Source organism: Shewanella sp. VK101 (assembly GCF_056497865.1).
In genome coordinates this window covers 4,325,781-4,341,846 of sequence record NZ_CM151402.1, presented here as the reverse complement: position 1 = coordinate 4,341,846, position 16,066 = coordinate 4,325,781, and the positions used below count along the sequence as shown (strand labels likewise).

Genomic DNA, 16,066 nt, shown 5'->3' with positions numbered 1-16,066 from the left:
TGGGCAGGGATGCCCCCTTTTATAAGGAAACATGCTATGCAGAAATCTTCTCAAGATTGGCAGCCGCTGGAGTTGGAGAGCAGCGGCCACCCCCACAAACATGGCCCGGATCTCGGCAGTCGCCGCTTGGGACTGGCTGTGATCATCAATATGTTACTCACTCTGGCGCAGCTGTTTGGCGGTATTCTGGCCGGCAGTTTGTCGCTGATTGCCGACGCGCTGCATAATTTCAGTGACGCCATCGCGATATTGATTGCCTTGATCGCCCGCAAAATAGGCCAGAAAGCCAGTCACCCCGGTATGAGCTACGGTTATAAACGCGCCGAAGTACTGGGCACCTTTATCAATGCGGCAACCTTGCTGTTGGTGGGGGTGTACCTTATCTATGAGGCCTTGCAGCGCTTCTGGAACCCGCAACCTGTGGATGGCATGCTGGTGTTCTGGTTGGCGGGACTGGCTTTGATTATCGATATTGGCACCGCTATGCTGACTCACAGCGCCGGTGCCAAGGACAATATGAACATCCGCGCCGCCTTTATTCACAATGTGTCGGATGCCATGGCGTCTGTGGCCGTGCTGGTGGCCGGCGGGCTTATTATCCTCTACCAATGGTATTGGGTCGATCTCCTGGTTACTGTGTTGATCTCAGCCTATGTGATCTACCACGGTGCACTGTTACTGGTGGAATCCGGGCGCATTCTAATGCAGCAGGCACCGGCCGGCTTGGCTCCGGAGCTGCTGCAGGAGCAATTGGCCGCCAGGCCCGAAGTGGCCAGAGTCGAGTCCATGCATCTGTGGCGTTTGGATGAAAAGCAAAACGTGTTGACTGTGGTGGTCTATCTGGAGCCTGGGCTGGACGGTGAATTGCCATTGGTGCAGCAGCGGCTCAGGCGTTGGTTGAGCCGACGCACCCTGGGGGCTGAGATAACGCTTGAGTGCAGGTTTGCCTGAATCAGCATCCGTCGGCGCCGAGCATGCGCTGCAGCAGTTGGCTTAGCCTGGTTGTTGCTTCTTGCGGCTGGGCATGGCCGCAGGCCACGGCATTGGCGACTTCATTGATGGCGCCATGTATGGCCCAGCACAGCAGCTTGCTTTGCGGCGCAGGCAGCTTGAGGTAATCGGCAAAGAGTTCGCTGTAGAAGTCGGTGAAGAAGTCGCGAATATCTGTGGTGATGTTCTGATACTCGGGATAGCCGCGCAGCGCCGCAACTATTGCCTCATACTCCGGGCCGCAGCGTACGGCGCAGTCCAGATAGGCACGGCAGACCAGGGTGCATAGCTCTGCCAGCGAGGCTTTTTGCTCCGCTGCGGCCTGTTTCACCGCCTTGACAAATAGATTGTCGTAATGGCGGTACATCTGTGCCAGCAATCCTTGCCGGGTAGCGAAGTGGCGATAGGTCAAAGGCTTGGTCACTCCGGCTCTTTGAGCCAGGGAGTTCAAGGTCAGTGCATCGGTACCGGCTTCGCGGACAATCTCGCAGGCAACTTCGAGCAGCTGTTCGCGGCGCTGATCTTTGAGCATTCTCTTTTTCACGTATCCCCCACAGATAGCTGATTGAATTTAAATTGAAAAAGCGGCAATGCATCGCATTGTCGCTTCTCTTTTGTCACTCAGTATAGGGTTGCAGTGGAACCCTTGGAAAGTCGATTTTCGGCTGCACTGTATTGTTGACCCAGTTGCTAAAGTTATTCAGACCACTCCAGGCGCAGACCTGCATCACCTTGGCCTCACTGATCCCGGCATCCAGACAGGCCGTTAGCAAAGAGTCAGGCAACTTGCCTCTGTGTTGCAGCAGTGCTAGGGCGACATCCAGTAGCAGCTGATCTTCGCGGTTATCGGCCTTGCCCTGCTGCGCCTTGATGCAGGCATCGGGGCTGAGCCCGGCACGTTTCCCGGAAAAGCTATGGCCGCTGACACAGTATTCGCAGCCATTATAGTTGGCAACCGCCAGGGAGATCATCTCCCGCTGGGCCAGGCTCAGCAGGCTGTGTTCTTCCAGATTGGCCTCAAACTCCAGATAGCCCTTCATGACCGCGCCATTTATGCCCAGAGCCGAATAGAAGTTGGGGATCATGCCGTAGCGAGTCTTGATCTCCTGCAATATGGGTTTGGCCAGTTCATCGGCATTGTCCAGAGTGCACTTGGTTAACCTTTCCACACTAAAACTCCTGTTGCTGTTATTGGCCGTTTACGGCTAGGGCGCAACGGCAAAAAAATACCAAGCTGTGCCGGTCGGCTGCTTTGCCTGTCCTCGAAACGGATGCTCTTGAAACAGATACCCTTGAAACAACAGCCACCGGCGCTTGGTTGAATAAGTTACTTATGGTAACAAGTGCAAAGTTACCATTGGTAACTTTTGTTTGCAATCTCCAGCTAGCCTGTTTTTCAAACAAGGTTTGAGACATTGACCATGACTCCTTGCCGGATATCGCTGATTTTGCTGTTAGCGTGGCTAAAGCCGCTGGCGGCTTTAAGGTCAATCAACCGCACTCTATGGGTAATATGGCGTCATCCCGGGGGAGGGCAGATCACATTTGGCGGCATTGAACTGTAAATGGGTGTTTTGTAAGCGATATTGTTTTTGCGTTTCCGTTAGAATTCCCCCTTCCTCGTCCGAAAAGGAGGCTCGGCCGCCGGCTTAAGCAGGTGTTTACTGAATGTCTGCTATTGGGGGAAGGAAGACATATTTGCTAATGACTCAAGGAATATGAGAGATGCTGGACGTATTAAAAAACAAGCTTGAAGCCTTCACTCGCCCCAATACAGACAAGTTACTGCTAGACGCTTGCCGGATTATCGATGAGCAGCAAACGGGTTTAGCACAAGCCGTCAGTCAGTATATTTTGACCGGTGAACCTGTGGCGTGTCTGTCGCAGCTCCAGCAGCTAAGTGCTAGAGAAACACTTGCGCGGCCGGGTGTTCCCTATGGCTACGGACAAAATGATGAGCGGCTGATTCAGGCCCGTGAAGCCATCAACCAGTTTGTGGCAACCGGTGCCTGTAATGAAGCGGCCGTTATGCGCCGTCTCGGCTTGGTGTGTCATGCCTGCAACCCAGATATAAGCATCTACGGCGTGCAAAACACCTCGAGCGGCTGGCTCAATGGCGTGCTGATGCTGTTCCGAGAGTTGGCGGAAGAGTATTACGGTTGCCGTTTGGCGGGCAAAGATCTGCCCAGTCGTGACTATCTGGCCTCGCTGGTCGCGCAATATGAGCACCCGCCCCATGAGCTGGAAGCCTTTATTCTTGAAGGTTCCGACTCTTATTATCACGATACATTCCGCACCTCGCTGAGGAAGAGTACCGACTGGCTCAAGCTCAGTGAAGATCCTGAATATCTGCAGCTGTTGAAACAGTTACATTTCAGCGGCCGCGAAACCTTTTGTGCTTTGCTTAATAAAGCCTGTCAGACCCTGTCACAGGCGCAGCTGCCGCTGGTCATGGCGTTAGCCGCCGATGGTTCGGCGACTGTCCGTGAAGAGGCCCTGAAACTGCTGAAAAAGAGCCCGCAACAGCAGCTGCTGGCGTTTCTGGAGCGGGAATTTCCGGGTGCCAAGGCGGCTACCCGTGGCCACTGGCTAGTTGTGGCCGGCCTCTATCCTGAAGCGACCCCCTTGCTGCAGCGCTGGCACAGTGAAGAGAAATCCGCCGCGGTAAAAACGGCACTGGCGAAAATGCTGGATAACACTACCCGGCAGCAACAGAGTGACCAATTTAGCTGGGATATTCCGGCCGTTGCGGCCATTGATAAAAACGTCAAAGTGCCTGAAGAATGGCTAGGTCTGTGTGAAAAGCAGTTGGCTAAAGAGATCAAAGAGCTTGAAAACGATATCGCTGCGGCGGAGCACCCAGATGCCCCTAGCTATCGCAAAAGGCATTTGGCCGACGACCGGAAAAGTCTGCAACGCTGGCAGCAAGTCAGTAGTGCCCAACTGCAAGCGGCGCTGATGGACCTCGAAAGAGGCCGGCAATCATCTCTGTCAGGGTTTTATTCTCTGATCAGCCACGCCGATCTCGACGAGCACCCCAAAGCCTGTCTGCGGCTTATTTTGCGGATGGAACGTCATGAGCTCTCCTGCCATTCCTGGGAGCGTATGCTGAGCCAGGAACATATTCTGAGAAGTCTGCAGGGAATGACGGATTTACGGCAACTCTTGAGCCTGTGCAACCAAGAGAATCAACCCGCCGCGGCCTTGATTGAAGCCCTGTTTGGCTACGAAGGCCGGGAAGGTGACTGGTTGCCGGCCGCCTGTGAACAACTGCTGATCTGGCCCTTCTTTGCCGAAAACCCCGACTATATAGAGCATGGTCTCAATGGCCAAGTGTTCAATGGAACCTATCGACACGATGCCAATCAGGTATTGATACAGACCTTGGCGATTCTGGCCGAATTTCCCAAGCTGCCGCAGCACTGGCAAAGGAAGGTTCATGAACATGCCTTCCATGGCCGCAAAGCCATACAGGCAGCGGCTCAGTACTGCGCCGAACGCCACGGCGCCGATATCAGCCTGATTACTCCTGAGCTGGCCTCCGGCAGCAAGGATAACCGGGTGCTGGCCGCCACTTGGCTGGGTCGCCTCAAGGCGGCTTCGGCGCAGGAGGCATTGAGCCAGGCGCTGAATAAAGAGAAAGATATGCCAACCCGGGTAGTGTTGCTGGAAGCCTTGTTGCAAACCGGCGCCGATATTAGCCAGTTCCTTGGCAAGGAAGCGCTGCTGGCCGAAGCCAAGGCCGGCCTTAAAAAGGCGCCACCCAAGTCCATGGATTGGTTCCCGCGTGAATCGCTGCCCGCATGCCGTTTTGAAGACGGCAGCCCGGTCGACCCCGAACTGGTGTTCTGGTGGGTCGTCTTGGCGGTGAAGCTCAAGCAGCCTCAGGGCAACCCTCTGCTGAGTCACTATCTGTCGCTGCTGGACAGCGAAAGCCGTCAGCGTCTTGGGCATTTCATTCTGGCGGCATTTATCGCCCAGGATACCCGTTGCCCTTCGGATGATGAGGCATTGGAATATGCCAAGGCGCATCAGCAGCAGACTTTTCAATCTTATCAGCATTGGGCCAAATACGACTGGGGTCAGGAGTATCAACACAAGACCCTTGAGGATGCGTTTCAGGCCTGCTTTGCCGAGAAAAAGAATGAGCTCTTGGGCTCGGCCATCAAAGACAAGGGGATGTTGGCCCTGATCGCTGGCGGCGATGCGCAAACCCTGCTGGGCATGATCCAACCCTTTATGAAGAAGCGCTATGAGCGGCGGGCACAGATAGAGGCCATGTTGCAGGCCTTGGCCAACTCGGACGATCCTGTGGCGATTCAGTTTCTGCTGAGTATTTCGCGGCGTTATCGCACCAACTCGGTGCAGGAGCTGGCACGGGCGCAAGTCAGTCAAATTGCGGCCCGTAACGGCTGGACCCAGGATGAGCTGGCGGATCGTACTGTGCAGACGGCCGGGCTCGAACATCTGACCCAGCCCAGCCCGTTTGAATTCGGCAGCCGTACTTTGGCGCTGGCACTCGGGGACGACCTCAAGCTGAGATTGCTCAACGAAGAGGGCAAGCTGCTCAAGAGCCTGCCGCAACCTCGACAGACAGACAACGAAGGCGATATTGCCGAAGTGAAAAAATGGTTCAGCAACTGCAAGAAAGAACTCAAGCAGGTGGTTGAACAGCAAAGCGCCAGATTGTATGAGGCCATGGTCACAGAGCGGCATTGGCTCGCCGCGGACTGGCAGCAATACCTGCATCAGCATCCGGTCATGTATCGGCTGTTGCAGCGCACCCTCTGGCAGGTGGAGATTGATGGTCAATGGCAAACCTTCAGACCCACGGAAGACGGCGCCTTTATCGATATTGATGATGAAGAGCTGCAACTGCCCGCTGCGGCGAGCATACGCCTGGTGAGCGGTAACCTGTTACCGGAGGCAGCGCTGGATGCCTGGCGTGCACATCTCAAGGATTACAAGGTCAAGCCACTGTTCGAGCAGCTGCGAAGTGCCGAAGTGACGTTGACTGAAGGCCAGGAGGCTCTCAATGACCAGCACGGCCGGATGACCGACTGCTATACCCTGCGAGGCCTGTTGACCAAGAAAGGTTATCAGCGCGGCGAAGCGGAAGACGGCGGTTTCTTTGATAACTACTTCAAGCGTTTCGATACCCTGGGGCTGAGAGTGGAGTTCGGTTTCAGCGGTAACTGCGTGCCGGAAGAAAACGAGGCCGCCGCCATCTATGACATCAGGGTCATGGAGCGGACCAACCCCCGCGGCCGTTATGCCCGCTACCGTCAACTGCCGTTGGCCGAGGTGCCGGTCAACCTGCTCAATGCCATCGCCGTTGACTATCGTGAAGTCGGCGACAAGTGTGTGGCAGATCCTGACTGGGAATCGAAACTGCCCTGGTAAGGGTCGATAACGGATGGATTAGGCTGCTGCCTTACTGGTGGCAGCCAATAAGGAGAAGCAAACAGGATGGAACAAGTCATTCGGGCTCATGCCGAGCAGCGTTATCGGGATGAACTGCAACGCTTGATGGCGGCCGACAAGGGGGTTATTCCACCGGGTTGGGCCATGTCGGCCGGGGCGGTGCGACGTTTTATCTGCGGCGATGCGGCGCTTGATATCAGCCGCAAATACTACGGGGAAGATGCCCTGGTGGAGCGGGCTATTGTCAGCCTGATGGGCAACAACGGCCTGATGCTGGTCGGTGAACCCGGTACCGCCAAGTCGATGCTTTCTGAGCTATTGAGCGCCGCCATCAGCGGCAGCAGTGAGTATCTCATTCAGGGCACAGCAGGCACTACGGAGGAGCAGCTCAAGTACAGCTGGAACTTTGCCCTGTTGCTGTCTGGTGGCCCCAGTCTGGAAGCCCTGCTGAAAAGCCCCGTCTATCAGGCGATGGAGCAGGGCAAGCTGGTGCGTATCGAAGAGATCACCCGCTGCCCGCAGGAGGTGCAGGATGTGCTGATCTCGCTGATGTCGGAAAAAAGCCTCAGTATCCCCGAGCTGGGCGTCTCGATTCAGGCCAAGCCCGGCTTCAACCTGATAGCCACCGCCAACCTGCTGGATCGTGGGGTCAACGAGATGTCCAGCGCGCTCAAGCGCCGTTTCAACTTCGAGACAGTGCCTGTGCTCAGCGATCCTCTGCTGGAGCGCCAGCTGATTTTGGCTCAGGTGAGCCAACGTCTGGCGGACAGCGGCCAACAGGTGCAGTTGGATGAAGCGCTGGTGGACTTGCTGGTGCGGGTATTTCACGACCTTCGCAGTACCGTCGGCCCGCAGGCGATGGATGCCACTCTGTCCACGGCCGAGGCGGTTAATATAGTGCATGGCTGCGCCCTGCACAGCCTCTATTGGCAAGAGCCCATGAGTGCCGCCCAGTTGGTGCAGCAGATGCACGGCACGCTAATCAAGGACAAGGCCGACGATGTGAAGAAGCTGGCTCATTACATGGATGTGGTCGCCCGTGAACGCCAGGGTTGGCAAGCCTTCTTCCAGGCAGGAAAAGCGCTGTGGATGAGGTGATGTTCCTTAGAGGGGAGTTTGGTGAACTGCTCAAGGCCGCCGCGGCCGATCCCGGGGTGTGCTGGTTGCCGCTGCGGCATCACAGCCCGGCCTGCGCCGCCATGGCGCTGGAGCAGTTGCAGCGCCGGCAGCCCCAAGCCGTGTTAATAGAAGCCCCCGGCAGTTTTATCCGCCATCTGTCACTGCTGCAGCGCGATACTGTGGTGCCGCCTATTGCCATCTATCAGAGTGGCAGCTACTACCCTCTGGCCGAGAACAGCCCTGAATGGCAGGCGCTGCGCTGGGCGACGGCGCAGGGCATTGAGGTGATCTTCATCGATCTGGATGAAAAGGCGCAGGAGGGCGGTGTAAGCAACCGTTGGAGTGATAGCCGCTTTTTAAGCTCGGACTACAGCCGCCGCCTACAGCAGCAACTGGGATGCCGGGATGCCGACGAACTCTGGCAGCGTTTGTTTGAACAACAAAATTTCGCCTCGGCCGAGAGCTTCTTTACCCAGGTATTGTTGTTCTGCGCCGCCAGTCGTGCCTGCTTTGGCACAGACAGCCTGGAAGAGATGGGCGATCTGGCCCGTGAAACCCAGATGCGGGCCCATATCAAGGCAGCCCGCCGCCGCTATGAGCGAGTGGCTGTGCTCACAGGTGGTTTTCATACCCCGGCGTTGATCAACTTTGCCGACGAGGCCGAGGCGATCGTCGTCGATGACACGCAAGACAGCTTTGTGATCCGTTTCAGTGACGCCTTGCTGGATGCCCGCAAAGGCTACAGCGCCGGTATGCCTTATCCGGCCTTCTGTCGCTGGCAGTTTCAGCAGCGGCAATTGAACGCCGATGATTGGTTGCTCTACCTCTTGGAACAGATGCCGCAATTGCCGCTGATCTATAAGAAAAACTGCTTTGAACATCTGCAGGCCCTCTGTAGTTTGCGTGGCTTGGCGCGCCCAGGCAGCTATGATCTGCTGGATTCTCTGGGCAGCTGCCTGATTAAACAGCAGCTGTCGGCATCGACACTCGAACCCTGGCAAAAGGTGCTCAGCGGCGATGCCCTGGGGCAGTTACCGGCCGACCAACCTAGTTTACCGCTGGTGGAAGAGGTGTTGGCGCTATGTCGTAAGGCCAGATTGCAGACGGATAAACCGGGACGCTGCCACTTCGATCTCTACGCCATGACGGACAAGCATATTGAGCGCCGTCGACTCCTGTGTCGGCTGCTGTTTGTGGGCAGCGGTTTTGCCAGGCCACAAAATGGCATGCCGGTCATCCGGCAATTGAAGTTCAACCATCGCCATGAACATTGGAACTATCATTGGACTCCGGCGGTGGAAGTGGCACTGGCCGAGAAATCCAGCCTGGGGCTGCGTCTCGAGCTGGTGGTGAAACGGCGGCTCAGTGAGTTGCCCCAGGAAGATTTGCAGCAACTGGTGGAAAAACTGGTGTTGGCATTACATCTGGGGATGCCGGAAGAGCTGAGCGCCCATGCCATTGCGCAGCAGATAAGCCAATGCAGCGACATTCAGCAACTGGCCAATAGCTTTATGACCTTGCTGGCGGCAGCGCATCATCCACTGTTTGCCGATATTGAGCTGCTGGCTTACCAAAAAGCCCTATGGCATCAGGTCGGCTTTCATTTACCGGCAATCAACCGCCTGAGCGATCAAGAGGCGGTGAAGTTACTGTTGGATCTGCAGAGCGTAGCTGTCTTGCATCAGGACGAGCTCGAGTCTCCCTGGCGTGACAGACTGCGCTGGTTGACAAGCCATAACGCCCACCGACCCGTGCTCTATTTTGTCCTGCAGGCCTTGGCTATCGAGCTGGATAAGTTGGACCCGGCGCCACTGCTGCAACAGTTGCAACTGCAAAACGATCCCTTCCCTGTGATTGAGGCGTTGCTCAAGGTTGTGCCGCACTGGTTGCGGCAAGACCATGGCCTGCTGCCCATGCTGAATCACTGGCTCAGTGAGCTGAGTGAGGCGCAGTTTATCGACAAGTTACCGGCCATGAGGGGCTTGTTTTGCGCGCTGGATGCAAGAGAGGTAGATGAGCTCTGCCGCCGCTTGCTGCAGCTGAATCAGTGGGATAATGGCCTGAATTGGTTGCAATACGGGATATCTGAACAGGACTTTCAACAGGGGTTGGCGCTGGAGCGGCAGCTGCGAATTGACCTGGAGCAACAAGGATTGAGTCAATGGATGAGCAACTGAAGCAGCGCTGGCGTCTGGTATTGGGGCGCTATGCCAACGCACTTGATACCTGTCTCAGCTCCCGGCAACAGCAACAGGATGAGGTGTTGCAGCAGCTCTATCAGGAGGGCCAGCTGCAGCGTGGCTTCAAGGTAAGCGCAGGCTTGGGGGAAAGCGAGTTGGCAGTGACCAACTGGCTGGAGGCGGCGGAGACCCTGTTTCCCCGTTCGGTCAACGACAGGCTGCAGTCCGATGCGGTCGAGCGCTTTGGGTTGCATCAGGTGTTGGAGCAGCCGCAGGTGCTGGAAAAGATCACTCCCAGTATGGGGGTGCTGAAGCAGTTGCTGAAACTCAATGCCCATCACAAGCCGGCCATTCGGCAACAGGTAGAGCGAATTATTCAGGGAGTAGTCGAGGAGTTGCTGCGTCGCCTGCGGCCGACCTATATCAACAACTTGAGTGGCAGGCTCAACCGCCAGGCCCACAGTCCGGTGAAACGGCTGGCCAATCTGGACTGGCAGACCAGTATTCGCCGCAACCTCAAGCATTTTGATGGCGAGAAGGTCTGTTTCGAGCGGATCTATTTCCATGCCCGTCAGCAGCACCAACTGCCCTGGCACATAGTGCTCTGCATAGATCAGTCCGGCTCCATGGCGACTTCGCTGATTTACTCGGCAGTGATCGCCGGGATCCTGACCCGCTTGCCATCGGTGAAGTTGTCGCTGGTGGTGTTCGACACCCAAGTGGTGGACTTGAGTGAGCAGGCCCAGGACCCCGTGTCTGTGTTGCTGAATTGCCAGTTGGGCGGCGGCACCCTAATCTCCCAGGCTTGGCGCTATTGTCAGCAACTCTGCTCCGAGCCGGGGCGCTCTGTGGTGGCAACCGTGTCCGACTTTGAAGAGGGGGGGTCGATGCAGGCCTTACTGGCCCAGGCCCAGGGGATGATAGACAGTGGTATCAAGATGTTGGGGATGACCGCCATGAATCACGATGCCGAGCCTTTCTACAGCACTTTTAGCACCGACAAGCTGCAGCGCCTGGGGATGGAGATAGGTTCACTCAGCCCGGATAACTTTGCCGAATGGCTGGCGCTGACTATGGGGCTACGCCGATGAATGAAACCATACTCACCAGCCTCGGCAGTGCTGGTTTGGTGCGCCGGGCCCGCAAGGCGTTGGAGAAAAGCCAGCCGCAGATGCAGGATTATGGCTTTGAGTTTGAAGGGCAAAAGGGGCTGCTGGATTGGAATAACCCGCTCGCCAGTCGCTGCGATTGCGGCGCCTCCGGCCTGTGTAAACACATAGTGGCTGCGGCGCTTTATCTGCTGGAGCAGCCTGCATCCCCTGAGACTCGCGCCGAAGAGCCGCCCCGGGTGGAACTCCATCTGGCCGAGCTTTTGAATGATGCCGGCAAGACTCAGGTTCGCCGCCTGTATCAGCAGAGTCAGCGCCGCTGGGCGGCGGATATTAAGCTTGCGCAAGGCACAGTCTGCGTCGAACTGGAGGGGCAGCAGCTGTATTTTCGGTGCGTACAGGGGCTGCAGGATATTATCTGCACCGAAGAGGCGCAGCGTTATGCGCTGCTCGCCGTCTGGCTCTATTGCCGTGAGCAGGCCATCGCCTTTGAATGGCCGCAATGGCTGCTCGATGAGCAGGCGCAGTTGCAGTATCTGGGGCAGCAGAGCCGCGATCAGTTAAAGAGCCGTTGCCTTAAGTTGCTGGAGCAGATGACTGAGCTCGGCATAGAGAGGTTGCGACCCTCGTCCCTGGTAGAGCTGGAACTCCTGCTGGTGCCCATGGACAGGCAAAATCTGCCACTGACCGCCCTGAAACAGCTGCATGGCACGCTGGAGAAATATGTCTCGGGCCAAGGCGTCAGGGATAGAAAATTGCTGCTCAGCTGTCTGGCCCGCTCCTTGGCGGCTCTGGAAGGCAGCCAGGCTCAGACGCAAAGACCCTATCAACAAGCGCCGGAGCAGGTGCTGGGGCTGGGCGCTTTCCCCTGGCAGAGCGAAGGGGGCGCCCATGGTGTGACTCAGGTATTGCAGGATGAGCAGGGGCGTTTTATCACCCTGGCCGAGAGCCGCCCCAAAGCCGGGCAGCAGCTGGATTATGTCAGCGTATTTCGCGGTCTGCCCATGCTGGCAGGCGCGCCATCGGCCCTGGGGTGGCAGGGTAAGACCCAAACCCTGGCTCAGGCCGAACTCAATGCCTGGGGGCGCCTGCGGCGTTTGCAGGATACCCGGGTCTACCCAGCGACCAAGCCGCTGGAGCCCGTGAGTCTTTCTGTTGCCGACGAAATAGACTGGCAACAGGAGTACCTGTGTTTCCGGCCGAGCGGTCTCTACCTGAGTGGTTTCAATCAGGCCAGTCAGTGTATGGAGCTGCATTATTGGGACAGGGAGCAGGCGCTGCTGAGTTTCTCGCTGCCTTACAACAAGTTGAGTCAAAGAGCCGTGACCAATCTGGAGTTGCTGGGCGAGCGGGTACCCGAGCTGATAGTGGCGCGCATCGAGCGCACTGCCAGCCACTTATACCTGCGGCCTGTGTCCCTGCTGCTCAATAACTGGTTCAGCCTCTTTTTCGATACCTTGCCCCAATCCGGCGACCAGCAACTACTCGCGCGAGCGCTAGTTGAGCCGTCAGCCCCCCAGGCGCCGCTGCCGCGCCTGGGCCTGATGCAGCAAACCCTGCATGGGGTGCTGGATGAGCTGGCCGATGGCCTGCCGGCACCAAGGCCAACATTGGCGCAAAGGGCCGAGCGTCTCGGGCTGATGACGCTGAGTCACAACCTCAAGGGAGCTAAAGCGCGGGACTATCTGCGCGCCGCCTATTGCGCCGAGAAAATGCTCGCTATGTGCCTGATCAAGCCGGTGCATTATCCGGAGGGCTGCGATGAATCTAAAAAAAGCCCCGCTGCAGGGGCGGGGCAAGAGTTTGGGAGTTGCTAATTATTGTTATGGTGAGGAATTCGTCGTCAGCTAGCTTTGATTAGAAGTTGAACGCGAGTCCTATCATATAGTGGTCGTGCTCAAACTCCTGATAGCTGGCTTCCAGCAGTAGATCCAGCTGTGACAACAGGGGATAGCTGTAGCGCAGCGCCAAATCGTAGGCGCTGTCTTGCAGTTCCCCCTTATCTTCAAAGCCCATGGTTTCGGCATCGAAGTAATAGCCGCCATGGATAACCAGCTCGCCATACTGCGCCAGCGGCAGCGCATAGTTGGCCTCGCTGTACCAGGTTTCAAAGTCCTGATCATAGTTGAGCGCCAAGTTTAAGCTGTTGTAATCCATGGATAGGGCATATTCGAGATTGGAGTGACTGTCGCCATAGGTGTAACGCATGGCATTGAAGCCAAAGCCCAACTCGTCGCTGACCGTCAGGTAGTAACCTGCGTAGTAGTCGATTTCATAATCCTTCTCTATCCCCTCATCACCTTGATACCTATAGGTTTCAAAGGAGACTCCGGCATAGAAACCTGTCTCATTCTCCAACATGATATCGGCCTGCAGTGAGGGTTTGTCATCGCTGATGGTCAGGCCACGCCACAGATAGTTGCTCAGCCCCATGATCACTCCTGAGGTCTGAAAGGCGCTTTCCTGGGCCTGCGCGTATTGCATGCTGCCAAGGCCGCACAGCAGTAAACTGATTATCATCCTATGTTTCATGTTCGGCTCCTGGGCTCAGTGTTTGGGTAAACGTTCTTTAGGGACTATCCATTGGCTTTCGGAGACGGGATCTGTCTCTCCCAAGCGCAAATCGCTTTCTTTGAGGAAGATATCCTCATCAGTGTTGTGGCAGTTTTCACACATGCGCCCACTTTCGCGTGCCTGCTTGGTGGCCAGAGGGTTCTTGGCGGTAAAGTGAGTAGAAAAGGGCACCCAATAGGATTTGGTGGCCGGATCTTTGAGATCCACCTTGACCCCGGCATCGATACTAATCCCGGCCGAATGGCTCAGCGGGATCAGCTTGCTGTTTTTATCATTGGCTATGCTTAGCCCCAGCTTGATGTTCTGCTCCGGAGTCTCGGCTGTTTTTAGACTCTGCCAGTTGCCCACAGACAAGGTGTCGTCCTGGTGGCAACCGAAGCAGTTGCTGTAGGGCTGGGTGTGGCAGGCGGTACACTTCAGCTTGGCATTGTGATCTATGGGCGATGCCTTGCCGCTCAGAAGTTCGGTGTGATCGGCGACTTTATCCTGGTGGCAGTCTTCACACTTCACCGCTACTATGTCGCGTTTCTGGGTCTGCTCGTAAGGGCCGGTCTTGTTGCTGTCCGGGCCTTCGCTGTAGAGTCTGCCTTCGGGGATCTGCTTGATGTCCCGACCGTGGAATTCCTGCTGGGCACTGTGACAGTCGATACAGCTCATATTGTGCTTGGTGACGTGCACATCTTGCTCTTTGTGCTGCTCGGCATTTTCATAGTGGCAGGTTTCACAGGTTTTGACCGGATCCGGAGTCGCGACAAAGGCGTGCTTATTCAAAAGGCCGCCACCGGCGAAGTCGGGAGCACTGACATGGCACTGGCCGCAGGTTGCGTGACAACTGGCGCAGCCTTCTTCGCCGTTATGCATCTGTTCAAACAACTGGGCCCGCTCTGGGGTCTGCTGTAACCTTTCCATCAAGCCCTTGGCGACACCATTGACAGTGAAGTGCAGTGAGTGGCGGAAGTTGGTAATCATCTCCTCACCATGGCAGTCGCCACAGACACTGCCGCCATCGGCACTGGGATCGGCCAGAACGCCTGGGTGCCAGGCTCTGCCCTCTGGTTTGTCGGCTTTGCTGTGGCAGTCACGGCAACCGAGTTCGGCGTGACTACCCATATCTGTTTGGCTTACCAGGAGTTGTAGTGATTGTTGCTCGACGGAGAGCGACTCTTTTTCCAGCTGATGCTGCTTTATCAGCGCCTGTAACTTTGCTTGATCACTGTGACAATTCAGGCAGCTGTCTGCCGCTTGAACCCCTTGCCCCAGCAGACAAAGGAGCGCAGCCAGCCCTGCCGAATATGTGGCCATATTCAGTATTCTTGGTTTCATCTTGTTATCCCTTAGGTAATAGCTCCCCTTGACAAGAGCGGACTCTTGCCATTTTTCATTCCGGGAGACTTTTTGTTATGAGTTGGGTTTTCAAGGGAAGGTGCGAACAAGCCTCATGTGTGCTCATCGGGGCTTTCACAGCAATCGGCTTTCTGCGTTATCCGACTTTGACAGCCCCCGGCATGCCTTCAGTCAGATGCCTTGAATGCCAGCAGCTGTGCAAGTCAGAGTGCCACGAGGACTTATTTGCACCTTCCCCTATTCCATTCGCTTTTCAGTTCTCTGACCAATACCTCCTTAAGCCAGTCTCTGGCCTGTGATTTATTTAGATCACTGACCACGACATAATGGCCTATATCTCTGTTGGTGTTTATTTCGCTCAATAGGGTCTGACTTATTTCGAGGGGCAGTTTTCTATAAATAAGATTGGGAAAACCGGCGATATAATCTGTGGTAAAGAGATTGCAGGAGATGGAGTAGTAAGGCATGTCCAGCAGTACGCTGGCGAGGCTGGCCAGACTCCCGGTAGAGCCGGCGATGACACACTCCTGGTTGCGCCGTCTGGCTGCAGAGACAATTAGAGGCTCGGGCAAGTCGCAGAAATTATCCATCTCATAATAGGGATATTTGAACAGGTCTTCTAAAGTCACCTGCACGTTATCCTGTAAGAAAGGATGTTTACGGTTGCCCAATAAATATAGGTTTCTCACTTCGGCAAATAGATTGCCCTGTAAATGGGCGCCGGTATAGCTTTCTGACATCACGGCAATATCTATATTGCCGTTTTCCAGTTCTGTGGTGTATTCGTGGGACAGAATTCGAATATCAAAACTCATATCAGGTGCGAAAGGGCGCACCTTATTATTGAGTATTTTGTGAATAATGGGGCTGAAGTCATCATAGACGGAAATAACAAAGTGCTCCCGTGACTTGGCCGGTTGATACTCGGTGAACTGATTCTCCAATTCCTGATAGCGCTGACACAGGTCCTGAACCATGGGCAGCAACTGGCTTGCCTTATGGGTGGGAATAAAACCACTGGCACGGCGGATATACAAGGTGTCATCAAAAATTTCCCTGAGCTGCTTGAGGTGCCTGCTGATGGCGGAATTGCTTATCCTCAAAGCATGGGCGGCATTTTGACAATTTCTGTGCTCATCTATGGCGATCAGCACCTGCATTAATTCATAGTCCAGTCGTTTTATATCTTTCATAGCTGGTTAAATGCTTCTAAGGTATGCCCGCATCATGGGGGCTAGCCCAGCCCTGGACAGTGAACTGAGTCACATCTGACTTGAGTGAATTAACCAAAATGTTACATGGCGCCCAATGTTGCCGAATCGAAAA

11 protein-coding genes are annotated in these 16,066 nt (G+C 55.7%); 6 read left to right on the top strand and 5 right to left on the bottom strand.

The features are described 5' to 3' along the window. The first annotated feature begins 36 nt into the window (after positions 1 to 36). The gene (locus ACSHSR_RS19345) at positions 37 to 951 is read left to right on the top strand and encodes a cation diffusion facilitator family transporter (protein ID WP_052657921.1); all 915 of its coding nucleotides are present in this window, start codon (positions 37 to 39) and stop codon (positions 949 to 951) included. A gap of 1 nt (position 952) precedes the next feature. Here ACSHSR_RS19345 and ACSHSR_RS19340 read toward each other — a convergent pair whose 3' ends face one another. Both ACSHSR_RS19340 and ACSHSR_RS19335 read right to left on the bottom strand, forming a co-directional pair. Then, positions 953 to 1,534, bottom strand: a complete 582-nt coding sequence (locus ACSHSR_RS19340) for a TetR/AcrR family transcriptional regulator (protein ID WP_479631050.1) — start codon at positions 1,532 to 1,534, stop codon at positions 953 to 955. 73 nt (positions 1,535 to 1,607) lie between these two features. Then, positions 1,608 to 2,159 carry a carboxymuconolactone decarboxylase family protein gene (locus ACSHSR_RS19335; protein WP_071237097.1) on the bottom strand — a complete coding sequence of 184 codons (552 nt, stop codon included), beginning with the start codon at positions 2,157 to 2,159 and terminating at the stop codon, positions 1,608 to 1,610. A gap of 556 nt (positions 2,160 to 2,715) precedes the next feature. On the opposite strand from ACSHSR_RS19335, the gene ACSHSR_RS19330 reads away from it, so the two are divergent. From ACSHSR_RS19330 to ACSHSR_RS19310, 5 genes are all read left to right on the top strand, one after another. Continuing rightward, entirely contained in the window at positions 2,716 to 6,393 is a 3,678-nt protein-coding gene (locus ACSHSR_RS19330; RefSeq protein ID WP_274626007.1) for a DUF4132 domain-containing protein, read from the top strand. Between the two features lie 66 nt (positions 6,394 to 6,459). Then, on the top strand, positions 6,460 to 7,512 hold the full coding sequence (locus ACSHSR_RS19325) for an AAA family ATPase (protein WP_028779601.1): 1,053 nt from the start codon (positions 6,460 to 6,462) through the stop codon (positions 7,510 to 7,512). Continuing rightward, complete coding sequence (locus tag ACSHSR_RS19320) at positions 7,500 to 9,710, top strand: DUF5682 family protein (protein WP_144131833.1); 2,211 nt, start codon at positions 7,500 to 7,502, stop codon at positions 9,708 to 9,710. The genes ACSHSR_RS19325 and ACSHSR_RS19320 overlap by 13 nt, the downstream gene beginning before the upstream one ends. Further along, positions 9,695 to 10,804, top strand: coding sequence for a VWA domain-containing protein (locus ACSHSR_RS19315; RefSeq protein WP_037466525.1), 1,110 nt, complete (start codon positions 9,695 to 9,697; stop codon positions 10,802 to 10,804). The genes ACSHSR_RS19320 and ACSHSR_RS19315 overlap by 16 nt, the downstream gene beginning before the upstream one ends. Continuing rightward, a complete protein-coding gene (locus ACSHSR_RS19310; RefSeq protein WP_261752656.1) occupies positions 10,801 to 12,639 on the top strand; it encodes a hypothetical protein in 1,839 nt (612 codons plus the stop codon). Before ACSHSR_RS19315 ends, ACSHSR_RS19310 begins: the two co-directional genes overlap by 4 nt. Positions 12,640 to 12,679: 40 nt before the next feature. On the opposite strand, the gene ACSHSR_RS19305 is transcribed toward ACSHSR_RS19310, so the two are convergent. The 3 genes from ACSHSR_RS19305 to ACSHSR_RS19295 form a co-directional block, all read right to left on the bottom strand. Then, positions 12,680 to 13,354 (bottom strand): TorF family putative porin, encoded by a 675-nt coding sequence (locus ACSHSR_RS19305; protein WP_261752655.1) that lies wholly within the window; start codon positions 13,352 to 13,354, stop codon positions 12,680 to 12,682. Positions 13,355 to 13,369: 15 nt separating this feature from the next. Then, entirely contained in the window at positions 13,370 to 14,719 is a 1,350-nt protein-coding gene (locus tag ACSHSR_RS19300; protein WP_208185497.1) for a hypothetical protein, read from the bottom strand. A gap of 242 nt (positions 14,720 to 14,961) precedes the next feature. After that, positions 14,962 to 15,933 carry a LysR family transcriptional regulator gene (locus ACSHSR_RS19295; RefSeq protein ID WP_208139797.1) on the bottom strand — a complete coding sequence of 324 codons (972 nt, stop codon included), beginning with the start codon at positions 15,931 to 15,933 and terminating at the stop codon, positions 14,962 to 14,964. Between the last annotated feature and the right edge of the window lie 133 nt (positions 15,934 to 16,066).